The sequence below is a fragment of the Vreelandella sp. EE27 genome (assembly GCF_968206495.1).
The window spans coordinates 3877980-3899905 of record NZ_OZ309109.1 but is presented as its reverse complement, the minus strand read 5'-3'; the positions used below and the strand labels follow the sequence as shown (position 1 = coordinate 3899905).

Below are 21926 nucleotides of genomic sequence, written 5' to 3'. Positions count from 1 at the left end.
TCATTAGAGTCTATTTTGAGCGCTGATGCGCAATAAAGTGCACAAAATAAGCCCCTGAGCTATAATTTTGAGTAATAAATTACTCAATCAAGGTAGCCCGATAGTGCTGATGATCCAACTATTTCATCGCGGCCAATGGCAGGACGCCGCCGAGCTGGTCATCGAGCACCCCTTGCAGGGGCGCCGAGGGGCGGCCCGGCTGGGCTATGTGACCGATTACGCGCTCGAGTATCTCGAGCGCGACGATGACGCGGCCTGCAGCTTACGTTTACCCGTCGCGTTAATGGAAACCCACCATTCGTCGACCTGGTTTACGTTTCTTGATGACATCATGCCGTCGGGCGCTAGCCGGCGCTATTGGGTCACTCAACTGGGGATCGCATCGCTGAGCGAGGCGGAGCAGGATTACACCCTATTGGCCAACGGCACCATCGCGCCGGTAGGCAATCTGCGCATCAAGGAGTCGCTGCCCGCACGCCCGGCGGGCAGCACACTGGAGCAGCAGCGCTTTCCTTTACGTGATGTCGTAGACCGGGATAGTGACTTCCTGGCCTATGCCCAGCAAATGGGCGCCGCGGGTGGGGGCGCGACCGGTGCCGGTGGCGAGGCGCCAAAGCTATTGCTGCGCTGTACGCCTGATGATCAGGTCTGGATCGATACCTATCAGGACGACCAGGCCAGCACCGACCAGCACTATTTGGTCAAATTTCCGCGCGGTCAACGCAGCGAGCTCGACAGCAACATTCTGCGCGCCGAGTACCACTTCTACCAGGAACTCACCGCCCTTGGCGTGGCCACCATAGACACCCAGGGTATGCGACTGCTGGAAGGCGAGCGCTATCCTTCGCTTTGGCTACCGCGGTTCGACGTGGCACATATAGCGGGTCAGCGTACTTTTTTCGGTCTGGAATCCGTTTACGCCGTGATGGGCCGCGAACCCGGAAGTTTTCTGAATCACTTTGCGGTGATCGAGGCGTTGACCGGCAGGCTTGGCAAGCAGTATCGCGTATTGGAAGAGGGACAGCCCTTCGATCAAGCGCCGTTCGTGTGTGAGTGGGTCAAACGTGATCTGCTCAACATTGCGTTTGCCAACAGCGATAATCATGGCCGCAATACGGCGTTACTGAAAACACCGCAAGGGATTTGGCTGGCGCCGATTTACGACTTTGCACCGATGAAGGCCGACCCGGAAGGTATCATTCGCACCACGACCTGGGGCGCACCTTTCGAGCAGGGGCGAGAGGTCGACTGGTTCGCCATTGCCGAGGCGCTGAAAACCTACCTGCCCCCGGAGCAATTGATGGGCGAGCTGCAAGCTCAGGCCAGGCAGTTGCTCGGCTTGAAAGAGCGTCTTGCCCTGCGCGGGGTGGCGCCCACACTTCTGGACTCGCCGGCGCTGGGGCTCGATTACCTGGACGATAAGCTAAAGCGTTGGGGGCTACTATGAAGCGCAAAGCGTTAAGTAGTATCGAGCGCGAGGCGCTGCTGGTGGAGCTGCTCGACCGGCTGCTGCGTGAGGAAATGAGCACCGGCCAGGTACTGCGCCAATTGCGTCGTGAGGTGCTGGGAATGTCGCAAACGCAATATGCCGAGAAGGTCGGTATCAGCCGCCGCTCGCTCTCCGATATCGAAGGGGATAAAGCGAGCCCGACGCGGGCGCTGCTGGACCAGGTATTCCGCCCGCTAGGGTTGCAAGTAGGGTTGATACCCAAGAGCCGTCAGCTGCGCGAGCGTCTGTTATCCGTCAAGGCGGATGGCCGCTCGTCTTGAGGGTACCTGCCGAGATGCCAGGTTTTCGTGGTGAAGAGTTTCTACTTTAGTCTAATCCTGCGATCATTTACCCCATTCCAAACGTTTTAAAAGCGGGCTAACCCCCGAGGAGCAGAGTGTGCAAGAGTCTTCCGCGGGCCGGGCGAGTAACCCTCGTCTGGCCGAATTTGCGTTAGCGCTGGGTGGTTTTGGTATCGGGACCAGCGAGTTCGTCATCATGGGGCTAATGAACCGGGTGGCGGGGGATTTGGCCGTGACCGTGCCCCAGGTGGGGTATGCGATCAGCAGCTACGCCCTGGGCGTGGTGGTCGGCGCGCCGATCATTTCCGCGATGGCGGCCCGGGTGCCCAAGCGCTCGCTTTTGATCGTGCTGATGCTGGTGTTCGCCGTGGGTAACATTGCCAGCGCCATGGCGCCGGGTTTTTGGTCCTTCGTGGGGCTGCGCTTTTTGGCCGGCCTTCCTCACGGGGCCTACTTCGGCGTGGCGGCGCTGGTGGCCGCCGGGGCGGTCCCCGTGGACCAGCGGGCGCGGGCGGTTTCCCGGGTCATGCTGGGGCTGACGGTGGCGATTTTGCTCGGCGCGCCGCTGGGCACCTGGGCGGGTAACCAGTTTGGCTGGCAAATCGCCTTTGCCGGGGTGGGGGGCATTGCGCTTTTAACGGCGCTGCTGATTCGCCTTTACGTGCCCGTTCAACCCTTCGATGCGCTGGCGAGCCCGCTCAAGGAGCTTTCCGCGCTGATCAAGCAGCGCGTGCTGGTCACGGTGGCCATTGCCTGCGTGGGCTGTGGCGGCATGTTCTCGATCTTTAGCTACGTGATGCCGACGCTGACCCAGCAGGCCGGTATGAGCGAGGCGCTGGGCCCGCTGGTATTGGTCATCTTCGGTGTCGGCTCGATCATCGGTAACCTGGTGGGCGGGCGTATGGCCGACAAGAACCTGATGCGGGCCATTCCACGTATTTTGATCTGGTGCGCGGTCATTCAGGGGCTTTACTACTTCGCGGCCAATAACGTCTGGACCGGGCTTTTGTTCGTGGGCCTGGTAGGTACCAGCATGGCGCTGGCGCCGTCGCTGCAAACGCGGCTAATGGATGTGGCCGGCGATGCCCAGACCATGGCGGCCTCGCTCAACCACGCCGCCTTTAACGGTGCCAACGCGCTGGGCGCCTGGCTTGCCGGGCTTGCGATCAGCGCCGGGCTTACGCCGTCGAGCACTGGCTTCGTGGGCACCGGGCTTGCCCTGTGTGGTTTGGTCATTTTCGTGTTCGGGCGCTGGCTTGAAAAGCGCACCTACCAGGTAGCCCAGGCGCGGTAGCGAAGCGTTGGCGTAATTAAATTGGCGCAGGTGGGTAATTCTTTCTAAGGTATAAGAGTGCACCCCCATAAGGAGATGACTCATGCATACTCAATTTGTAAAAGCCTCGCGTATTTTGACCCTGGGCGCCATTGCGGCCCTGACCATCGGCCTGGCGGGCTGCGGCTCGACCTCTGGCGAGCGCGCCACCAGCGGCGCGGGCCTTGGCGCGGCGGCGGGTGCCGGTACCGCGGCGGCGACCGGTGGTAGCGTTGGCGGCGGCGCGGTGCTTGGCGCAGGCGCCGGTGCGGCGGCGGGCGCGCTCACCGACGAAGACGACATCAACCTCGAGTGATCGCTCGCCGCGCCTAGCGGCAAAGGCTGAACCCGCGCATGCCCATATGAAAGTGATCGGCATGCGCGGCGTTGTATTCGGGCCCTAGTACGTTGCCAAAGGTGTTGCAGGCACCGTCCCGCGCTTCTCGGAAGAACTCGCCCACCGCCCCTTCGTCATTCCAGTTATTGATCAGCGTAATACGCTGGCCGTTCTCGAACCTAAATCCGGTGACATCCAGCGCTTCTGCCGTAGCGTGCTCGCTGCGCCTGCCCGATTCACGCCCGTATACGTTACGACACGCAAAGCTTCCCACGTGGTCGACCTGGCTTACGCGGCTGCCCATGATCCGTTCGGCGGCGGGCTGTAGTTCGTGGCGTTCGAACATTACCCAGGCAAGCGCCATCGGGCAGGTAGCCACGAAGCTTCGGTTAAAGCGCACGCTGCTCGCGTTCATGCGCACGACGTTGGTGAGCGGGCAACTGGCCGTGGGCGAGTAGTCGTCCATGGGGGTGACGTCGAGTTCGCCGGGTGGCGCGGTCTCGAGCGCTGCCAGGCAACCGGCGCGGTCGCCCTCCAGCCGTTTGAGTTTTAACTGCGTGACCGGGGTGACCGGGTCGTCGATGTGCAAAGGCGCCCAGGGCGCCCACTCGCGGGGGACCTCGATCAGGCCTTTTTGCAGCGCCACGCCCAGCGCGATCAGCGCTAATATAAAGATCGTTCCCCGCATACCGCACTCCTTTCGATGACGTTCGTTGCGTGGCTTCTACCATGTCGTCTACTTATGTCTTCTACTCATGTCTTCTACTACAGACCGCGCGGCAGGTATGCGATACTGCCCGCCTTTAGTGCGCACCGCGGCCAGCAAGCGTGGCGGCGTCACAGGGCTAACGACTGTTTTTATCAATTAGGGAAGCGTTTCATGTCCCAGGGTACGCTGTTTATCGTTTCGGCGCCGTCCGGCGCTGGCAAAACCAGCCTGGTTCGCGAGCTGATCGAGAGTATGGATGGCCTTCAGGTATCGGTCTCGCATACCACACGGGGCCGCCGCGAAGGGGAAGTGGACGGGGTGAACTATCACTTCTGCCAGACCCAAGCGTTCGAAGAGATGATCGAGCGTGGCGACTTTTTCGAGTACGCCAGGGTCTTTGATAACTACTACGGCACCTCGCGTCAAGCCGTTCAGTCGCTGCTGGCCGCCGGCCAGGACGTGATTCTGGAAATCGATTGGCAGGGCGCGCAGCAGGTCAGAGCGCAGATGAAAGACGCCGTCTCGATCTTCATTTTGCCGCCTTCCCGGGCCGAGCTCGAACGCCGCCTGGCCAGCCGCGGCACCGACGAGCACGCGGTGATCGAGCGGCGCATGCGCGACGCGGTCAACGAGATGACCCATTTCGATGAATACGACTACCTGGTCGTGAACGACGACTTCACCACCGCCCTTGGCGAGCTCACGTCGCTGGTCATCAGCCAGCGGCTAACGTGTGTTGCCATGCAGCATCGCCACGCGCCGCTGCTCAAAGCGCTCTTGTCACAGGCGCCGGGCGTCGAGTAATCTATCGGGTCAAGTTGCCCATTTTGCCGGGCTGGCAGGCGTTTTAAGCGCTGCTGGCCCGGCGCCGTTATTAAAGGAAAACCCCATGGCACGCGTAACCGTTGAAGATTGTTTGGAAAATGTTGAAAACCGCTTCAAGCTGGTGATGATTTCCACCCAGCGTGCCCGTCAGCTCGCCCGTGGCTCGCGGGATTCGCAGCTGGCCTGGGAAAACGATAAACCGACGGTCCTGGCGCTGCGTGAAATTGCCGCGGGTCTGGTCGATCATACCGTGCTGGACGAACCGGTCGAGGCGCCGGTGCGTCAGCGCCCGGCCGCGCCTAGCGTCCAAATCGACGACTAAGCCTAAAACCGATCAGGGGCGCGGTAAATGTTCACCATCGATGACCTGGCCGACCGACTCGGCGGCTATTTACCCTTGGATGAAATCCAACAGGTCAAACGCGCCTTCTACTACGCCGAGCAGGCCCACGACGGCCAGCGCCGCCGCTCCGGCGAACCCTACGTTACCCACCCGCTCGCCGTCGCCAACATTTTGGCCAACATGCACATGGACCATCAAAGCCTGATGGCCGCCATGCTGCACGATGTCATCGAAGATACCGGGGTCTCGAAACACGCCCTCGGCGAGCAGTTCGGCCACCCGGTGGCGGAGCTGGTCGACGGTGTCTCCAAGCTGACTCAGATCACCTTCGAAGATAAGGCCGTCGCCCAGGCCGAGAACTTCCAGAAGATGGTGCTGGCGATGTCGCGGGATATTCGCGTCATCATCGTCAAACTCGCCGACCGCCTGCACAACATGCGCACCCTGGGGGCGCTTCGCCCGGACAAAAAGCGGCGCATCGCTCGCGAGACGCTGGAAATCTATGCCCGCGTGGCCGGGCGGTTGGGTATCAACACCATTCGTATCGAGCTCGAGGATCTCTCCTTTCAGGCGATCCACCCGATGCGCGCCGAGCGGATCAAACGCGCGGTAGCCAAGGCTCGGGGTAACCGGCGCGGCGCGATGCGCGAAATACAGTCTTCGCTGCAACAAAGCCTCGACGACGAAGCGCTCAAGGGCACGGTGGTCGGCCGGCAAAAGCACCTGTTATCGATCTATAAAAAGATGCGCGACCAGCGCAAACCCTTTGCCGAAATCATGGACGTGTTCGGTTTTCGCATCATCACCGACGATGTGGCGAGCTGCTATCGCATCCTGGGCGTGGTCCACAACCTGTTCAAGCCGGTACCCGGGCGCTTCAAGGATTACATCGCCATTCCCAAGGCGAACGGCTACCAGAGCCTGCACACCACGCTCTTTGGCCAGCGCGGTATGCCCATCGAGGTGCAGATACGCACCCGCGAAATGGAAGCCATGGCGAACAACGGCATCGCCGCGCACTGGCTCTACAAGGCCGGCCAAACCTCCCATCCTATCGCCGAAGGCAGCCATGCCCGGGCGCGGGCCTGGGTGAAGGGACTTTTGGAGATGCAGCGCCACGCCGGCGACTCGCTGGAGTTCATCGAGCACGTCAAAAACGACTTGTTCCCCGACGATATCTACGTCTTCACGCCCAAGGGCGACATCATGGAGCTCCCCCAGGGGGCGACGGTGGTCGATTTCGCCTACAGCGTGCACACCGATATCGGCAACAACTGCATCGCGTGTCGTATCGACCGCCACCTGGCGCCGCTTTCCACGCGCCTTGAAAGCGGCCAGACCCTGGAAATCATTACCGCCCCCGGCGCGCGGCCCAATCTATCCTGGCTCAACTTCGTTTCCACCGCCAAGGCGCGTTCGGCCATTCGCCACGCGCTGAAACACCAGCAGCAGTCGGAAGCGATCATGCTGGGGCGGCGGCTTTTGAACAAGGCGCTCGCCTCCTTCGAGACGAGCCTCGAGGAGCTCGACGAACGGATCTTCCCCCGGGCGTTCAAGGAGCTGGACGTGTCCTCGCTGGACGTCTTGCTCGAATCATTGGGCCTTGGCAATCGCATGGCCTACGTCGCCGCCCGGCGGCTGGTGGACGTTGCCCACGGCGTCGATGGCGGCCCCAAACGGCTGGAAAACAGCGATGACGCCGTGGTGATCAGCGGCAGCGAAGGCATGGTGCTGAGCTTTGCCCGCTGCTGCCACCCGCTGCCCGGTGACCCGGTCGTCGGGCATTTGTCCGTGGGCAAGGGCATCGTCGTGCATCGCAGCGAGTGCAAGAATTTGTCGGATTTGAGAAGCGATCCGGAAAAGCTCTTCAGCCTGGAGTGGTCGGAGAACATCGACGAAGACTTCCCGGTGGCGCTGCGTATTGAGATCGAAAGCCGCCGGGGTCTGGTGGCCGAGCTTGCAGGTCTTGTGACCGACGCCGACGCCAATATCGAGCGTATCGGCATCGAAGAGCGCGACGCTCGTCTATCCACGGTGAACCTGACGCTCTCGGTAAAAGGGCGGGTTCACCTGGCCCGTATCATGAAACGTATCCGCAACCTGCCAAGCGTCAGCAAAATAACTCGAATAGCCAACTAAGCCCTCCCTGACCGCGCGCTTTCAATGCCCTTGATGCGCGGGCGGGAGCGGCTTTTTCTGTACGGTTGGAAGGTTTTATTCGTTTAACACATTTATTAAAAATGCCATTGAATGGCCGCAACAGGAGCAAGGCACCATGAGCAATAAAGCCGTTATCAATACCGAGAAAGCCCCGGCCGCCATCGGCCCCTACTCTCAGGCCATCAAGGCGGGCAATACGGTTTATATGTCCGGTCAGATTCCGCTCGACCCGGAGTCCATGGAACTCGTAGCCGGTGATATCGAAGCTCAAACGCGTCAGGTGTTCACCAACTTGCAGGCGGTGTGCGAAGAAGCCGCCGGCTCGCTTACCGATATCGTCAAGCTCAACCTGTACCTGGTGGACCTGGATAACTTCGCCATCGTTAACCGCGTAATGGAAGAGTTCTTCAAGGCGCCGTTCCCCGCGCGCGCCGCGGTGGGCGTTCGCGCGCTGCCCAAGGGAAGCCAGGTGGAAGCCGAAGCCGTGATGATCATTGGCGACTAGGCGCTGCCAAAGAGCCAAAAAAAGAGCGAGCCCGCGGGCTCGCTCTTTTGTGTCGAAAAGCCGTTACGCTTTTTGTGGCTTGAAGCCGCCTTCCTTGAGGATCTGGGCGTAGCCCTCGCGAAAGCTCGGGTAGCGAAACGCGTAGCCCGTCTCGCGGATACGGCTGTTATCGCAGCGCTTGCTGGTACGCCGGCGAAGCGGCGACTGCATGGTCTCGGTGGTTTCCACCTTGAGCTCTTTGGCAAGCCAGCTCATGACGTCGTACATGGTGGCGGGCTCAGAGTCGCTGCCCAGATAAAGCTCGGCCAGGGGCTTGCCGCTCTCCTGACACTGGATCAGGTGGGCGAGTATGCCGGCGCAGTCGTCGCGGTGAATACGGTTGGAGTAGATCGCCGGCGTTATGGCGGCCATACGCCCGCCCAGCACCTGGTGAATCAGCCGGTCGCGGCCCGGGCCGTAGATGCCCGAAAAACGCACTACCGTGCCGGGCAGCGGGTGGTTCAAAAGCGCCTGCTCGGCTTCGCGCATCAGGCTGCCGGAGAAGCTGGTGGAGTCCGTGGGGCTGACTTCGCTGACCGCTTCGCCCTCTTGCTGGCCATAAACGCTGGTCGAAGAGACGAAGAAAATACGCCGTGGCGGCACGTCGTGTTGCTCCAGTACGCCGAGCACGCGCTTCAAGCCATCCGGGTAGGCGCTTTGGTAGGCGCTCTCCTCGAAGCGGTCGGCGCTGACGGTGTAGATCACGTAGTCCGCCTGGGGTAGCGCCGTGGCGCTCGCCCCTTCAAGTTGGTTAAGATCGAGGGCCAGGGGTTCGATACCAGTACCCTGTAACGACTCGGTTTGGCGGCGCACGCCCACCACGCGATGCCCTTCACTCAGGAGCTCGCGCCCCAGGGTGATGCCGATATCGCCACAGCCGATAATCAGTACAGTGAGTTTCACCTGCGCACTCCTTCTGATAAATATTCCCTATTAGATACAAAGTCCCTTTGAGATATGCCATCGTCAAAGAGATTTGTCTGTCCTTGCCATCCCGTTCATGGCCACGACGATGCGTCACGACCTGCTACGAGAGGATGCCAGCCGGCACCGTTATGACTTTAACAGAACTTCGCTACATCGTAACCCTTGCACAAGAGCGCCACTTCGGCCGCGCTGCCGAGCGGTGCCACGTCTCCCAGCCGACGCTCTCGGTGGCGGTCAAAAAACTCGAGGACGAGCTCGACACGCCCTTGTTCGAGCGCTCCAAGTCCACGGTGCAGGTCACCCCGCTTGGCGAGAAGATCATCGCCCAGGCCCAGCGTGTGCTGGAGCAGTCCAGTCTGATTTTCGAGCTGGCAAGCGCCGGGCGCGACCAACTGGCCAACCCGCTACGCATCGGGGCCATTTACACCATCGGGCCTTACCTTTACCCGCACCTGATTCCGGCGCTGGCCAAGGTAGCGCCGCAAATGCCGCTCTACATCGAAGAGGGGCTGACCGGCACGCTGCGTAGCAAGCTTAGAAGCGGCGAGCTGGACGTGATCATCGTGGCGCTGCCGTTTACCGAAACCGACGTGGTGACCAAGGCGATTTACGACGAGGCGTTCGAGGTGCTGATCCCCAGCAACCACCCCTGGGCTGCGCGGGAGGCGATCGATAAGGAGGATCTGCTCGAGGAGCGGCTTTTGCTGCTGGGCGAGGGGCACTGCTTTCGCGACCAGATACTGGAGGCCTGCCCGGCGATTACCCACAAGCTCAATAGCCCGAGCAATACGCTGATAGCCGAAGGCGGCTCCCTCGAGACGATCCGCCATATGGTGGCCTCGAAGCTGGGCATTACGGTGCTGCCGCAGTCGGCGTTGGGTACAGAGAAGCACGAGCAGTCGCTACTGACAAGCCGGCCCTTCGTGGCGCCGGCGCCTTCGCGTACTGTGGCCATTGCCTGGCGGGCGAGCTTCCCTCGGCCCAAGGCCATCGACGCCTTGATCGAGGCGATCAGCCAGTGCCGGCAGCCCGCGCCATGAACGAGCTCGATGCGCCGGTCACCGAGCTCAAGGGCGTCGGCGAGGCGCTAGCGCTCAAACTTGCGCGGCTAGGGGTCGAGCGCGTGAGCGACCTGCTGTTTCACCTGCCGCTGCGCTATCAGGATCGTACCCGCGTCACGCCCATCGGGCTCTTGCGCGCGGGCAGCGAGGCCGTGATCGAGGGCGAAGTCACCGCCTGCGATATCGTCAAGGGGCGAAAGCGTAGCCTGCTGGTGCGCCTGCGCGATGCAAGCGGCATCCTGAGTCTGCGTTTTTTTCACTTCTCGCCGGCCCAAAGCCAGCAGCTGCGCCCCGGGGTTACGCTGCGCGCCTTTGGCGAGGCCCGCGCCGGCGCCACGGGTCTTGAGATCTACCACCCGGAGTACCGGCCAAGCGGCGCCGCCGATACACCGGTCGAAGAGCACTACACGCCGATTTATCCCACCACCGAAGGGCTGCACCAGACCCGGCTGCGCGCCCTCACAAGCCAGGCGCTCGCCAGGCTAACCGATACTCCGCAGGCGCTGCCGGACATGATTCCGCCGGCACTTGCCGAGCGTTTCGACCTGCCGGGGCTTCACGAAAGCCTCGCGCTTTTGCATCAGCCGCCGCCGGATGTGGACCTGGATACCCTGGCCCAGGGCCTGCACCCGGCCACCCGGCGGCTGGCGCTCGAGGAGCTTCTGGCCCACCAGCTAAGCCTTCGCGAGGTGCGCCTGCGCATCCAGGCCGATGGCGCGCCCAGGCTTCCCGCCGGGCGCAGCCTGCAAACCCGCTTTTTGGCTCAGCTGCCGTTTGCGCTTACCGGCGCCCAGCGCCGGGTGCTCGAGGAGATCGAACTCGATCTGGCCGAGCCCGCCCCGATGCTCAGGCTGGTTCAAGGCGATGTCGGTTCGGGCAAGACCGTGGTGGCCGCCATGGCCGCGCTTTCGGCGCTTTCCGGCGACTGCCAGGCGGCGATCATGGCGCCCACGGAGATCCTGGCCGAGCAGCACTACCGCTCCTTCAAGGCCTGGTTCGAGCCGCTGGGAATCGAGGTGGCGTGGCTTGCCGGCAAACTCAAGGGCAAAAGCCGCCTGGATGCCAAGGCGGCCATCGCCGATGGCCGCGCGCGCATGGTGGTCGGCACCCACGCGCTTTTTCAGGACGATGTGAAGTTTCACTGCCTGGGGCTTGCGATCATCGACGAGCAGCACCGCTTCGGCGTTCACCAGCGCCTGGCGCTACGTGAAAAGGGCGAAGCGGGGGGCTTGACCCCGCACCAGCTGATCATGACCGCCACGCCCATTCCGCGCACGCTTGCCATGAGCGCCTACGCGGACCTGGACGTCTCGGTGATCGACGAGCTACCGCCGGGGCGCACGCCGGTGAAAACCGTGGTGGTGTCTGACGAGCGCCGCCCGGAGGTGGTCGAGCGGATCCGCCGCGCCTGCAGCGACGGCCGCCAGGCTTACTGGGTCTGCACGCTGATCGACGAGTCCGAGGTATTACAGTGCCAGGCCGCCGAGGTCACGCGGGAAGAGCTGACCGCCGCGCTGCCGGAGCTTGCCATCGGCCTGATCCACGGGCGCATGAAGGCCGGCGAAAAAGCCGAGGTAATGGCGGCGTTCAAGGAAGGCGAACTTGATCTGTTGGTCGCTACCACGGTGATCGAGGTGGGAGTGGACGTGCCCAACGCGAGTCTCATGATCATCGAAAACCCGGAGCGTTTGGGGCTTTCCCAGCTCCACCAGCTGCGCGGCCGGGTGGGGCGGGGCAGCCTGGAGAGCTTCTGCGTGCTGCTTTATCATCCGCCGCTCTCCAAAAGCTCCAAAGAGCGCCTAAGCGTGATGCGCGAAACCACCGACGGCTTTCGCATCGCCGAAAAGGACCTGGAGATTCGTGGCCCCGGCGAAGTGCTGGGCACCCGTCAGACCGGGCTCGCCCAGATGAAAATCGCCGATCTTGAGCGCGATGCTGATCTGCTCGAACGGGTTACGGCCCTTGCCCAGGCGCTGCAAAGCGACAGCGAGGCTACCGCCGTGCTGGTGCGCCGCTGGCTGGGCGAGGCGGCCGGGCGCTACGGCCAGGTATAGCGGTTCATGAGGCTTCGGATTTGGTTTGGGTCAGCCGCCCGGCGCTCTGCGCCAGCGGCGTTAGCTGTTCGGCGATCAGCCGTAGCTGGCTCTGAATGGGCCGGTAAAGCGTAACGGCGTTGACGTCGCTCTCGGGCGTTTGCACCGGCTCGCCCAGCGCGTCCAGAAGCGCACGGGTCTGGTCTTCCAAATCCGTGACGGGCCGGCGCTTGTGGAGTTGCTCGGTCAGCGCCGCCAGCAGCTCGCTAATCCGTTTGGCCTGGGGCATCAGCGCGGCGTCGTCTTCGGCTTCGGTTAGCCGGTGGCGGTGGGCGCCCAGCGCGGAAAGGTGGCTCAGCAGCGTATTGGAGAGCACCAAAAAGCGCAGGCCGCTGTCCGCATCCTGCTTGCGGTAGTGGCCCGGCTCGTGAAGCATGTTGGTCAAAAGCGTCGAAAACGCCGCATCGGCGTTGTGCGCGTTGCGCCGCGCCAGGCGGTAGCTCAAATCGTCCTGCTTGCCCTCTTCGTACTGGTGGACGATCTCGTCGAGATAGCCGCGGTGGCTGGTCAGCACCTTGGCGGCTTCGCGGTAAAGTTTGCGCCCCTGCCAGTCCGGCAGAATGAAAAATACCGCCAGCCCGGCAATGACCGCGCCGATCAGCGTATCGAATAGCCGCGGCCAAATCAGGTTAAAACCGTCGCCCACCTGGTTGAAGCTGCAAAGCACCAGCAGGGTGATCGAGGCGGTCGCGACCACGTAGCGCCGCTCCCGGTTGGCAAAGAACGCGACCCCGGCGGCGACCGCGATGATGCTTTGAACGCCAGGCTGGGGGAACAGGCTGATCGACGCCCAACCCACGATCAAGCCGATCACCGTGCCCAGAATACGCTGGGAGAGAAAGCGCCGAGTGGTCGCGAAATTGGGTCGGCAGACGAACAGCGTGGTGAGCAGGATCCAGAAGCCCTGTTCCGGGTCCAGCCAGTGCAAAATCGCGTAGCCCGCCATCAGCGCGGTGGAAAGGCGCACGGCGTGGCGAAAGGTCGGCGAGCCCAGCGTCAAATTCAAGCGCACGCGGCTCCAGGCATCCTTGAGGCTGGCCGGCGAGCGGTCATAAAGCGCGCTGTCGCGCCGCTCCACGCTGCTGTCCGGGTTATGGGCGCTGGCGATCTGTGCCTCTAGCGTGGCCAGGTTGTCCGCCAGCGCATTGAGTGGGTGAATCAGGTTGCGCCACTCCGGCCGGCCGCGGTCGCGCAGGTTGTCGATCGAGGCGCGCAGATCCGCGAGCGCCTGCTCGCTTTGCTCATGGCTAAACGGCCGGTTCAATAGCAGCGATTTGGCCAGCTGGCGGCACGCCCGGCCCTGCTGGTCGAGAAGGCGCTGGCAGCGAAACAGCACGTCGTGGTGGAAAAACGCCTCGGTCAGCGCGCCGTAGGGGTAGTGGGTGGAGCTTGCTCGCTCGTGGATATCCTGGGCCACGAAATAGATGCGCAGGTAACGATTGAGCTTACGGCTGCCTCGTTGGCCCTCCAGCCGGCGAAAGATCATCTCCTTGGCCTGGTTCAGCGCGGCGACCACCTGGCCGTTTTGGTGCGCCAGCGCCACTCGGCGCGCCTCGACATCCACCCCGCGCACCGGCTCAAAAAGCGCCGACTTGAGAATCAAAAACTCGCCCAGTGTTTTGTAGACCCGCGCCATGCTCTGCTTGAGCGGCTGGCGGGAAAAAAGCGCGCACCAGATGACCGAAATGACCCCGTACCAGGCCGCCCCCGCCAGCAGCAGAAGCTGGCGCGAGGCCACGTCCGCATCCACGCCGCCGTGCTGCTCGATATTGATCATCGAATAGATCGATAGAATCAGCGTGCCCGAGGCGATCGTCGCGTAGCGCTGGCCGATGGCGCCGAGCATGATCAGCGTAAACGCCGACACCCCCAGGCCCAACGCGAACAGCCACGGCCAGGGAAACAGCCACTGGACGATAAAAGAGGCCAGCGCAAAACATAACAGCGTGACCACCAGCGCCTGCAGGCGGCCCTGCCAGCTATCGTCGGTTTCCGAAAGCGCGCAGGCGATAATGCCCAAAAACAGCGGAATCACCAACGCCACGTCGGCCTGCAGCACGCTAAAAAGCAGCGCCCCGCTAAAGGCGATAAATACGCGCAGGCTGTAGGCGAACTTGTCCAGGGTCCAAAGGCGGCGCAGGATCGGCATGGCGTCTCTTCGTTTGATTTATTAGACGTTAGTATAACAATGGCGGCGCGTGAGTTGCTATGGCGCACCTGGTGCTTGGTCGCTTCAAGACATTTCCACGACCTGTTTACCCAGGTTGTCGCCGCTCAGCACGCCGATGAGCGCTGCCGCGACGCTTTCTAGCCCGCCCGGTACCTTACTCAACCGCCAGCTTAGCTGATGCTCAGTGACGAGCGGTGCCATAAAGCGCTGAAACTCGGCCCAGTAGCCGAGATAGTCGGGCACCACGAAGGGCGTCATCGTGATGTCTTTCGCGGGAAGCGTCGCAATGTTGTTGGGCCCCTGACGGGGGTTCGCCGACTGGTACTGGCTGACCAACCCGCATAGTACGATGCGCCCGCCTTCACGCATCGAGTCGATCGCCGCGCTGAAAGCGTTGCCGCCCACGTTCTCGAAGCTCAACGTAATACCTTCGGGTACGGCGCGTTCGAGATGGCGGGCGTAGTCGGGGTGGCGGTGGTCGAGCACGGTGTGAAAGCCTGATCGGCGTAGCCACGCGCGCTTGTCATCGCGCCCGGCCGTCACGATAACGCGAGCCCCCGCGTGCTTGGCAAGCTGCGCGGCAAGTGACCCCACCGCCCCGGCGGCGGCGTTGACCAGTACCGTATCCTGCGCTAAAGGCTTGCCCAGTAGCGCCATGCCTACCCAGGCTGTCAAACCCGTCATGCCCAGCGGATGTAAATAGGCGAGCGGGTTCTGCGCTTTGGGCAAGAGGTAAAGCCCCTTCGCGCTGCTGGCCACGACTTCCTGCATGGGCAGATGCCCCGCGACGAGATCTCCCGGCATGAAGCCTGCCTGGCGACTTTCCAATACTTCGGCCAGCGTCCAGCCGGAAAGCGTGCTGCCGGTTTGCCAGCGCGCAATATATCCATAGCCTTGGGCGTGCATGCGGGTGCGCATGTAAGGGTCGACGCTGATATAGCAGGGGCGTAGCAACAACGCAGGGTCACGGGGCAGGTCGACCGAAGTCGTTTCGATATGCTCAGGGCACAGTAAACCGTTAGGCAGGCCTGAGAGGCGCAGCCCGCGCGTTTTGAGCGTGTTTGCCACCATGGGGGAAGACTCGAAGAAAAGCCGACGTGTGAGCGCAGGGATTGTCTCAACCACAGACTAAAACAGCCCGCCCCCTTGGCGGGGGCGGGCTGTTAGCCGTTACAAATACTTCAAAAGCTTCTGCAGCTTGTTCATATCGCTGGAGTCGCCGACCAGGCGTACGTCGCCGTTCATCATGCCGTGCAGAAAGGCTTGCTGGGTCGGTTTTTTGAGTATTTTCAGCGCGGCGTCCTGGTCGCGAAAACGTAGTTCGAGGTCCAGGTCGATGGGCAGGCCTTTACCGGTGTCGATGCCGTTAGGCGTCATTCGGTAGTGGCGGGCAGTGCCGAGGTCTTCCGTGGCAATGCCCCAGTCCAGACTGCGCATACGCTCAAGCTGTTCTTTGAAACGCGGCTTACGCCGCAGTGCTCGCTTGAGCATCAAGCCAAGTAGCCACAGCGTTAGCCGGAGTTTCATTAGGAAACGGCGTCCTTGAGCGCTTTACCGGGCTTGAACGCCACGTTTTTGCTGGCCGGAATCTTCAGCGGCTCGCCGGTTTGCGGGTTTTTACCGGTACGGGCGGCGCGTTCGCGCACGGTGAAGGTACCGAAACCGATCAGGGCCACGTCTTCACCCTTGGCCACGCTATTGGTGATTTCATCAAGAATGACGTTCAGCACTTGGCCCGCTTTGTCTTTGGAAAGATCAGCGTTTTCAGCAATGGCAGCGGCGAGTTCAGGTTTGCGCATAAAAGGGGTCTCCCTGATAGAAAAAGTAAGCGTAACGCTTATGAGTGTTATTGAAAACAAACGAGTGTTTTAACTTTATGGCCTGATCACCAATCGGTCGTGGATCAGCCTAGCAGCGCAGGCACCGCTCTGGAAAGCTCCACTTTCCTTTTGACGCAACTGCCTGTCAACGCAAACCCGACTAATTGACCATCTTTATCTTCGCCAAGGGCGGCGAGCGCATCGCCTTCGCCCTCGATACGCCACTGCGCGACGGGCGCAGGCGGGGAGTAGGCCACCACGGGCAGCAGCGGCGTTTTCACTACCACCGGCCAGGCGCCAAAGCTTACTGGGGTTGGGGTGCCGGCCAGGGTGGCCGCCAACGCCTTCACACTGGCTTGAAGGGGCTGTACGTACATGGCATTGACGCCGTCGACACAGGCGGCATCGCCCAGCGCGTAGATCGCAGCGTTCGAGGTTTGCAGGTAGCGGTCCACCTGGATACCGCTTGGCGACACGTCAAGCCCCGCCTGGCGAGCAAGCGCTGTGCGCGGGGTCAGACCGGTGGCCATTAGCACGGCATCCACGCGGCAGGTTTCGGCGTTATCGAGGGTGAGCATCAGATCGTCGTGTTCATCCGTTGCGATAGCGCTCACCGTGCGGCCCAGCGCCAGGGCAATGCCGCCCGCTTCGAATGCGCTGCCCAGCGCCTCGCCAAGCGGCGCGGGTAGAAGGCGCGGTAGCGGCGTGGCTTCCGGGGCGATTAGCGTGACCTGGTGACCCGCGGCGTGCAGATCGTTGGCGAATTCGCAGCCGACCAGTCCTGCACCAATGATCGCCACCCGGGCACTGCGCGAAGCCAGTGCTTCATGCAAGCCCCGGTAGTCGTCCAGGTCGTTCACGCTGAAAAAGCGCCCGGTCAACGTGTCGGGCACGTCAAGGGCCAGGCGTGGGCTGGCGCCGGTGGCCAGCACGAGCTTTTCGAAAGCAAGCTGCTCGCCGTTGGCAAGCGTCAGGCGCCGGCTATCGACGTCGAGCGCGGTGACATGGGTATGGGGGCGCAGCGTGGCGTCGAGCTCGCGGGCCACCTCGTCGGCGCTTTGCCTGGCGAGTGCCTCGGGCGCCAGGCGTTTGCCAAAGCCCGTGGAGAGCAGTGGCTTGCTGTACTCATCGCCGCTGTCGAAACTTACCAGGGTGATCGAGCGGGTGTCACCTTGGCGCCGCAATGCCCGGGCCAGACCGACACCGGCCATGCCGGTGCCCAGGATGATCAAATCCACCGGCTTTTCGGTTTGAGAGAAGGAATGGGTCATGCCATCACCCAGTGTTGGAACCATGATGTTTTCAATGACTGTCTTTAAATGAAGGGTCTTTAAATGAACGGTCTTCAAGAAAATGTCGTTGAGAAAAGTGCGTTAGAACGTCATGTTACACTAGCTTCAACGACTTGACCGCCCAGGAGGCCGCGTGGCTTCACACCTTTTGCACCCTACCCCCTACGCGCGCTGGCAACCCGTGAACGCGCTGCGCCCGGCCATGAGCGCCGCCTGGTGGCAGTGGGTGGCCTCGACCGATTCCCTGACCCAGCGGCTGGTCTCGGCAGGCCAGCCCAACCCCTTTCGTGTGCAGCTTTTGCGCCAAACGGTAGGGGTGCCCACCCGCGACGAAGCGCTGACACTGGGCCTGGCGCCGCGCCGTCTGGCCTGGCTTCGTGAAGTGGCTCTGTGCGTGGATGACGCCCCTTGGGTAGTGGCGCGCTCGGTGGCGCCTCTCGAGCAGCTTCAGGGGCAACACCTAAAGCACCTTGGCGAACGTTCACTGGGGAGCTGGCTGTTTCGCCAGCCGGATCTTGTACGCGGGCCCCTCTTTGCTACCCGCCAGCGGCCAGCGTTTGCCCGCCGCTTGTGTCCTCCTGGGGCGGCCGGGGTGTGGGCGCGGCGTTCGGTCTTTTATCACACCGGCCTGGCGCTATTGGTCCAGGAGGCCTTTTTATCCACGATGGCGGATGATCTTGGCATGGCTTCGCGCTAGGCTAGACGCGCGTTTTGTCTTTGAGAGGTAAGCATGGATCGTTCACTGCTGCGCCCTACCGGGTGGTCTCGGGCGGCGGATTTCATCACCCTGATGCGCCTGGACCGGCCCATCGGCACCTGGCTTTTGATGTGGCCGACCCTTTGGGCGCTGTGGGTGGCCGGCGAAGGCGTGCCGGGGCGTGGCGTGCTGCTGATCTTCATCGCCGGGGTCTACACCATGCGCGCGGCGGGCTGCGTGGTGAACGACTACGCCGACCGCCACTTCGATGGCCACGTCAAACGCACTAAAAACCGGCCGCTGGCGACCGGGCGTATCAGCGAGGCCGAAGCCAAACTGCTGTTCATCTTGCTGGTCGCCGCCTCCTTCGTGCTGGTCCTGCTGACCAACTGGTTTACCGTGGCCCTCTCGTTGGGCGGCGTGGCGCTGGCGTTTATCTACCCCTTCATGAAGCGCTATACCCATTTCCCGCAAGTGGTACTGGGCGCCGCGTTCTCCTGGGCGATCCCCATGGCGTTCGGCGCGGTGCTGGGCTACGTGCCTCTCGAGGCGTGGATTCTGTTTTTAGCCAACGTGCTGTGGACCGTCGCCTACGACACCCAATACGCCATGGTGGATCGCGACGATGACCTGAAGATCGGCATCAAATCGACCGCCGTGCTGTTTGGCGAGGCCGACCGGTTGATCATCGGGCTGCTGCAGGCGGCCACGCTTGCGCTGCTGGCGCTGGTGGGCTGGCGTGTAGGGCTTGGCGGATTCTTCTGGCTGGGCCTTGTGGCCATGGCGGTGACCTTCGTGCATCAGCAGCGCTTGATCGTTGGCCGCGAGCGCGACGCGTGCTTTCAGGCGTTTTTGAACAACCACTGGTCGGGACTTCTGGTATTTGCCGGGCTGGCCTTGAGCTGGTGGCCGGTGACAGGCTAATGTCGGGGATGTCATAAAACTGTCACCCGCCCATGGTGTGATTGTCACCGATATGTCATCGAACCACTTTCGTTTGGACACCGTGAGGCCCGCCAATGACCGCCAAGACCGTTTTGATCGTCGATGATGAGGCGCCCATTCGCGAGATGATCGCGGTGGCGCTGGAAATGGCGGACTATCGCGTGCTCGAAGCGGACAATGCCCAGGACGCCCACGCCCTGGTCGTGGACCATCAGCCGGACCTTCTGCTGCTTGACTGGATGATGCCGGGCACCAGCGGGATCGAGCTTGCAAGGCGGCTGAAGCGCGAAGAGGCGACCGCCGAGATCCCGATCATCATGCTGACCGCCAAGGGCGAAGAAGATAACAAGATCCAGGGGCTCGAAGCGGGGGCAGACGACTACATCACCAAGCCGTTTTCGCCTCGCGAACTGGTGGCACGTTTGAAAGCGGTGCTGCGCCGAACGACGCCACGCGGCGTGGAAGACCCCATCGAAATCAACGGTTTGATGCTCGATCCGGTAAGCCATCGGGTCAGCGCCCACGGCAAGGCATTGGATATGGGGCCCACCGAATATCGCTTACTGCAGTTTTTCATGACCCATCAGGAGCGCGCCTACACCCGTAGCCAGCTGTTGGATCAGGTATGGGGCGGCAACGTCTACGTCGAAGAGCGCACCGTGGACGTGCATATCCGCCGTCTGCGTAAGGCGCTGGGCGATGCCCACCAGAACCTGATTCAAACGGTGCGCGGCACCGGGTACCGCTTCTCCGCCCGGGTGTAGCGCGTGCGTTTGTGGAGCCGAGAGCTTTGGCGTATCGCGGGTCTGGCCACCCTCGGCGTCGTCCTGGGTTGGCTGTTTGGCTCGCCGGGGCTGGGGCTGTCAGCGGGTTTGGGGGCGTGTCTTTTCTATCATCTGCGCCAACTGCGTACCCTGCATCAGTGGCTGACCTTCACGCCCAACGAAGAGCCCCCCGCGGCCAAGGGCCTTTGGGGTGAGCTGCTGGACCGACTCTACCGCTACCAGAAAAGCCAGCGGATCACGCAAAGCCGACTAAGAGCCACGCTTGCGCGTATCCAGGAGTCTTCTGAGGCGATGCGCGACAGCGTGGTCATGCTCGACCGCCACGGCGATCTCGAATGGTGGAACAGCGCCGCGCACCAGATGCTGGGACTGCAAACCGCCCACGACCGTGGCCAGCACATTACCAATTTGCTGCGCGATCCCGCCTTCGTACGCTACTTCTCCGCGCGCCAGTACAGCGAGCCGTTAACGCTTACCTCGCCGATCGACGAGCGGCGTATTCTCGAGTATCAAATCACGCTCTACGGCGATGACGAGCGTCTGGTAATGGCGCGCGATATTACCCGGCTGCACCGCCTGGAGCAGATGCGCCGTGATTTCGTGGCCAACGTGTCCCACGAATTACGCACGCCGCTTACCGTGCTTTCGGGTTACCTGGAAACCTACAGCGATTTAAAAGACGAGCTGCCGCCCCGGTTGGGGCGCAGTATCGGCCAGATGCAGGCGCAAACCCTGCGTATGCAGAACCTGGTCAATGACCTGCTACTGCTTTCCCGATTGGAAATCGACCAGGGCGGTAAGGATCATCAGCCGCTGGCGTTGGCGCCGCTTTTACAAAGCATTCACCAGGATGCCAACGCTCTTTCCCAGCAGCAGCACACCGAGCCCCAGAGTATCGAGCTTGTGATCGAAAGCGACGCGCGGCTGATCGGAAGCGAGCAGGAGCTTCGAAGCGCCGTTTCCAACCTGATGTTCAACGCCGTGCGTTACGCCCCCGGGGGGAGCGAGATCACGCTGCGCTACGCCCCCCTCCTTGACGGCGGCGTCTGTATCGAAGTGGAGGATAATGGGCACGGTATCGACCCGGTCCATATTCCCCGCCTGACCGAGCGCTTCTACCGCGTGGATAAAGGCCGCAGTACCGCCACCGGTGGTACCGGGCTCGGGCTTGCCATCGTGAAACACGTCCTGCTGCGCCACGACGGAAAGCTTCAAATCGACTCTCACCCTCAGCAGGGGGCGCGTTTTCGCTGCGTCTTTCCCGTCTCGCGAATTGCTCAGACCTAGGTATATGAGACCAAAGTTGTACAGTGTGTCAAAATGGCATACAAGATTGGGTCACAAATTGTCTATGTGTCATTATTAGCCACTTTTTAGTGTTGCAAACGCCGTTGTCCGGCTTTCTGTATAAGACTTGTAATATTTTAAGTTACTGTTTTTAAAGTAATATTAATTTTTATGCCATGTTTGGCACAGCCTCTGCAAAGCTTTTGGTAAGAAAGACAGCTGCTTCAAAGTAGTCGACCGAAAGGTACTCTTTCTTACTTTAAGCGGTAACCACAGCGATTCAGGAGGTGGAATATGATGTCCAAGGAGCTACTCAAGAAAGCTGGTATTCTAGGTATTTCGTTTGGCCTATTGGCAAGCCCGATGGCGTTTGCAGATACCACCGATCACTCGTCGATCGAGGAAAACCAGGACAGCATGGTCGAGCAGGATCCGGCGCACGAGTCATCCGGTGTCAATATGAACACCAATGACAACCCGGATTACACTCAGGAAGAGCTCGAAACCGACCATCACACCCAAGGCCCTAACGATGAAACCATCGGTGAGCCGGACTCAATGGGTACTGCAACCGAAGAGGGTGCAGAAACTTCTCCGGAAGGCGTAGTTGAGAAAAACTCTGATTCATAAGTAACATTTTGTTGCATTTTCTGTACAAAGCGTTACGCTTAGGGAGTGAGCATTTATAAGGGACAGGATGTCCCACTGCATGGATGCTCCATACGATTCAAGGATTGAATCAAGCGACGATAGAAAACGTTAGTTAGGGTTAGATTCCACGGTTGGAGCCCCTCAAAAGGATAGGAAGCTTTCGTTACACATCGCAAT

22 protein-coding genes are annotated in these 21926 nt (G+C 61.5%); 15 read left to right on the top strand and 7 right to left on the bottom strand.

Annotated features, from left to right (window positions below; genetic code table 11):
- Nucleotides 1–103 precede the first annotated feature (103 nt).
- From ACWHVV_RS18235 to ACWHVV_RS18220, 4 genes are all read left to right on the top strand, one after another.
- A complete protein-coding gene (locus ACWHVV_RS18235) occupies nt 104–1447 on the top strand; it encodes a type II toxin-antitoxin system HipA family toxin (protein ID WP_447927480.1) in 1344 nt (447 codons plus the stop codon).
- Nucleotides 1444–1770, top strand: coding sequence for a helix-turn-helix domain-containing protein (locus ACWHVV_RS18230; RefSeq protein WP_447894712.1), 327 nt, complete (start codon nt 1444–1446; stop codon nt 1768–1770). The genes ACWHVV_RS18235 and ACWHVV_RS18230 overlap by 4 nt, the downstream gene beginning before the upstream one ends.
- 118 nt (nt 1771–1888) lie before the next feature.
- Entirely contained in the window at nt 1889–3085 is a 1197-nt protein-coding gene (locus ACWHVV_RS18225; protein ID WP_447927479.1) for an MFS transporter, read from the top strand.
- Between the two features lie 82 nt (nt 3086–3167).
- The gene (locus ACWHVV_RS18220) at nt 3168–3419 is read left to right on the top strand and encodes a hypothetical protein (RefSeq protein ID WP_447927478.1); all 252 of its coding nucleotides are present in this window, start codon (nt 3168–3170) and stop codon (nt 3417–3419) included.
- A 13-nt stretch (nt 3420–3432) separates the two neighbouring features.
- Here the strand turns inward: ACWHVV_RS18220 and ACWHVV_RS18215 are convergent, their stop codons facing one another.
- Nucleotides 3433–4128, bottom strand: a complete 696-nt coding sequence (locus tag ACWHVV_RS18215; protein WP_447927477.1) for an extensin-like domain-containing protein — start codon at nt 4126–4128, stop codon at nt 3433–3435.
- A gap of 192 nt (nt 4129–4320) precedes the next feature.
- On the opposite strand from ACWHVV_RS18215, the gene gmk reads away from it, so the two are divergent.
- The 4 genes from gmk to ACWHVV_RS18195 all read left to right on the top strand — a co-directional run bounded on the left by gmk (nt 4321) and on the right by ACWHVV_RS18195 (nt 7982).
- On the top strand, nt 4321–4953 hold the full coding sequence (gene gmk, locus ACWHVV_RS18210) for a guanylate kinase (RefSeq protein WP_447927476.1): 633 nt from the start codon (nt 4321–4323) through the stop codon (nt 4951–4953).
- A gap of 85 nt (nt 4954–5038) precedes the next feature.
- Complete coding sequence (rpoZ, locus tag ACWHVV_RS18205) at nt 5039–5296, top strand: DNA-directed RNA polymerase subunit omega (protein WP_447530409.1); 258 nt, start codon at nt 5039–5041, stop codon at nt 5294–5296.
- Between the two features lie 27 nt (nt 5297–5323).
- Entirely contained in the window at nt 5324–7456 is a 2133-nt protein-coding gene (locus ACWHVV_RS18200) for a RelA/SpoT family protein (RefSeq protein WP_447927475.1), read from the top strand.
- A gap of 136 nt (nt 7457–7592) precedes the next feature.
- Complete coding sequence (locus tag ACWHVV_RS18195; RefSeq protein WP_447927474.1) at nt 7593–7982, top strand: RidA family protein; 390 nt, start codon at nt 7593–7595, stop codon at nt 7980–7982.
- Nucleotides 7983–8045: 63 nt separating this feature from the next.
- On the opposite strand, the gene ACWHVV_RS18190 is transcribed toward ACWHVV_RS18195, so the two are convergent.
- Nucleotides 8046–8924, bottom strand: coding sequence for an SDR family oxidoreductase (locus ACWHVV_RS18190; RefSeq protein WP_447927473.1), 879 nt, complete (start codon nt 8922–8924; stop codon nt 8046–8048).
- Nucleotides 8925–9076: 152 nt separating this feature from the next.
- Here ACWHVV_RS18190 and ACWHVV_RS18185 point away from each other — a divergent pair, with 152 nt between their 5' ends.
- Entirely contained in the window at nt 9077–9988 is a 912-nt protein-coding gene (locus ACWHVV_RS18185; RefSeq protein ID WP_447927472.1) for a hydrogen peroxide-inducible genes activator, read from the top strand.
- Nucleotides 9985–12063 (top strand): ATP-dependent DNA helicase RecG, encoded by a 2079-nt coding sequence (gene recG, locus ACWHVV_RS18180; protein WP_447929187.1) that lies wholly within the window; start codon nt 9985–9987, stop codon nt 12061–12063. Before ACWHVV_RS18185 ends, recG begins: the two co-directional genes overlap by 4 nt.
- Before the next feature lie 4 nt (nt 12064–12067).
- On the opposite strand, the gene yccS is transcribed toward recG, so the two are convergent.
- The 5 genes from yccS to ACWHVV_RS18155 all read right to left on the bottom strand — a co-directional run bounded on the left by yccS (nt 12068) and on the right by ACWHVV_RS18155 (nt 17363).
- On the bottom strand, nt 12068–14251 hold the full coding sequence (gene yccS, locus ACWHVV_RS18175) for a YccS family putative transporter (protein ID WP_447927471.1): 2184 nt from the start codon (nt 14249–14251) through the stop codon (nt 12068–12070).
- Between the two features lie 84 nt (nt 14252–14335).
- On the bottom strand, nt 14336–15343 hold the full coding sequence (locus ACWHVV_RS18170) for a zinc-binding dehydrogenase (RefSeq protein WP_447927470.1): 1008 nt from the start codon (nt 15341–15343) through the stop codon (nt 14336–14338).
- Nucleotides 15344–15442: 99 nt separating this feature from the next.
- A complete protein-coding gene (locus ACWHVV_RS18165) occupies nt 15443–15799 on the bottom strand; it encodes a hypothetical protein (RefSeq protein ID WP_447530403.1) in 357 nt (118 codons plus the stop codon).
- Complete coding sequence (locus tag ACWHVV_RS18160) at nt 15799–16071, bottom strand: HU family DNA-binding protein (protein ID WP_447530402.1); 273 nt, start codon at nt 16069–16071, stop codon at nt 15799–15801. Before ACWHVV_RS18160 ends, ACWHVV_RS18165 begins: the two co-directional genes overlap by 1 nt.
- Nucleotides 16072–16175: 104 nt before the next feature.
- Entirely contained in the window at nt 16176–17363 is a 1188-nt protein-coding gene (locus ACWHVV_RS18155) for an FAD-dependent oxidoreductase (protein WP_447927469.1), read from the bottom strand.
- Between the two features lie 154 nt (nt 17364–17517).
- Here ACWHVV_RS18155 and ACWHVV_RS18150 point away from each other — a divergent pair, with 154 nt between their 5' ends.
- The 5 genes from ACWHVV_RS18150 to ACWHVV_RS18130 all read left to right on the top strand — a co-directional run bounded on the left by ACWHVV_RS18150 (nt 17518) and on the right by ACWHVV_RS18130 (nt 21728).
- Complete coding sequence (locus ACWHVV_RS18150; protein WP_447927468.1) at nt 17518–18081, top strand: chorismate--pyruvate lyase family protein; 564 nt, start codon at nt 17518–17520, stop codon at nt 18079–18081.
- A 33-nt stretch (nt 18082–18114) separates the two neighbouring features.
- On the top strand, nt 18115–19005 hold the full coding sequence (ubiA, locus tag ACWHVV_RS18145) for a 4-hydroxybenzoate octaprenyltransferase (RefSeq protein ID WP_447927467.1): 891 nt from the start codon (nt 18115–18117) through the stop codon (nt 19003–19005).
- Between the two features lie 95 nt (nt 19006–19100).
- Nucleotides 19101–19790 carry a phosphate regulon transcriptional regulator PhoB gene (phoB, locus tag ACWHVV_RS18140; RefSeq protein WP_447927466.1) on the top strand — a complete coding sequence of 230 codons (690 nt, stop codon included), beginning with the start codon at nt 19101–19103 and terminating at the stop codon, nt 19788–19790.
- Nucleotides 19791–19793: 3 nt separating this feature from the next.
- Entirely contained in the window at nt 19794–21098 is a 1305-nt protein-coding gene (gene phoR / locus ACWHVV_RS18135) for a phosphate regulon sensor histidine kinase PhoR (RefSeq protein ID WP_447927465.1), read from the top strand.
- 294 nt (nt 21099–21392) lie between these two features.
- On the top strand, nt 21393–21728 hold the full coding sequence (locus ACWHVV_RS18130) for a hypothetical protein (RefSeq protein ID WP_447927464.1): 336 nt from the start codon (nt 21393–21395) through the stop codon (nt 21726–21728).
- Nucleotides 21729–21926: the final 198 nt, after the last annotated feature.

Excerpts from the sequence above, each read along its gene's own strand:
- ACWHVV_RS18165 (WP_447530403.1), bottom strand. The coding sequence starts at position 15,799 with ATGAAACTCCGGCTAACGCTGTGGCTACTTGGCTTGATGCTCAAGCGA.
- ACWHVV_RS18155 (WP_447927469.1), bottom strand. The coding sequence starts at position 17,363 with ATGACCCATTCCTTCTCTCAAACCGAAAAGCCGGTGGATTTGATCATC.
- ACWHVV_RS18215 (WP_447927477.1), bottom strand. The coding sequence starts at position 4,128 with ATGCGGGGAACGATCTTTATATTAGCGCTGATCGCGCTGGGCGTGGCG.
- ACWHVV_RS18200 (WP_447927475.1), top strand. The coding sequence starts at position 5,324 with ATGTTCACCATCGATGACCTGGCCGACCGACTCGGCGGCTATTTACCC.
- ACWHVV_RS18220 (WP_447927478.1), top strand. The coding sequence starts at position 3,168 with ATGCATACTCAATTTGTAAAAGCCTCGCGTATTTTGACCCTGGGCGCC.
- ACWHVV_RS18160 (WP_447530402.1), bottom strand. The coding sequence starts at position 16,071 with ATGCGCAAACCTGAACTCGCCGCTGCCATTGCTGAAAACGCTGATCTT.
- ACWHVV_RS18195 (WP_447927474.1), top strand. The coding sequence starts at position 7,593 with ATGAGCAATAAAGCCGTTATCAATACCGAGAAAGCCCCGGCCGCCATC.
- ubiA (WP_447927467.1), top strand. The coding sequence starts at position 18,115 with ATGGATCGTTCACTGCTGCGCCCTACCGGGTGGTCTCGGGCGGCGGAT.
- yccS (WP_447927471.1), bottom strand. The coding sequence starts at position 14,251 with ATGCCGATCCTGCGCCGCCTTTGGACCCTGGACAAGTTCGCCTACAGC.
- recG (WP_447929187.1), top strand. The coding sequence starts at position 9,985 with ATGAACGAGCTCGATGCGCCGGTCACCGAGCTCAAGGGCGTCGGCGAG.
- ACWHVV_RS18230 (WP_447894712.1), top strand. The coding sequence starts at position 1,444 with ATGAAGCGCAAAGCGTTAAGTAGTATCGAGCGCGAGGCGCTGCTGGTG.
- ACWHVV_RS18130 (WP_447927464.1), top strand. The coding sequence starts at position 21,393 with ATGATGTCCAAGGAGCTACTCAAGAAAGCTGGTATTCTAGGTATTTCG.
- ACWHVV_RS18185 (WP_447927472.1), top strand. The coding sequence starts at position 9,077 with ATGACTTTAACAGAACTTCGCTACATCGTAACCCTTGCACAAGAGCGC.
- ACWHVV_RS18170 (WP_447927470.1), bottom strand. The coding sequence starts at position 15,343 with ATGGTGGCAAACACGCTCAAAACGCGCGGGCTGCGCCTCTCAGGCCTG.
- gmk (WP_447927476.1), top strand. The coding sequence starts at position 4,321 with ATGTCCCAGGGTACGCTGTTTATCGTTTCGGCGCCGTCCGGCGCTGGC.
- phoB (WP_447927466.1), top strand. The coding sequence starts at position 19,101 with ATGACCGCCAAGACCGTTTTGATCGTCGATGATGAGGCGCCCATTCGC.
- rpoZ (WP_447530409.1), top strand. The coding sequence starts at position 5,039 with ATGGCACGCGTAACCGTTGAAGATTGTTTGGAAAATGTTGAAAACCGC.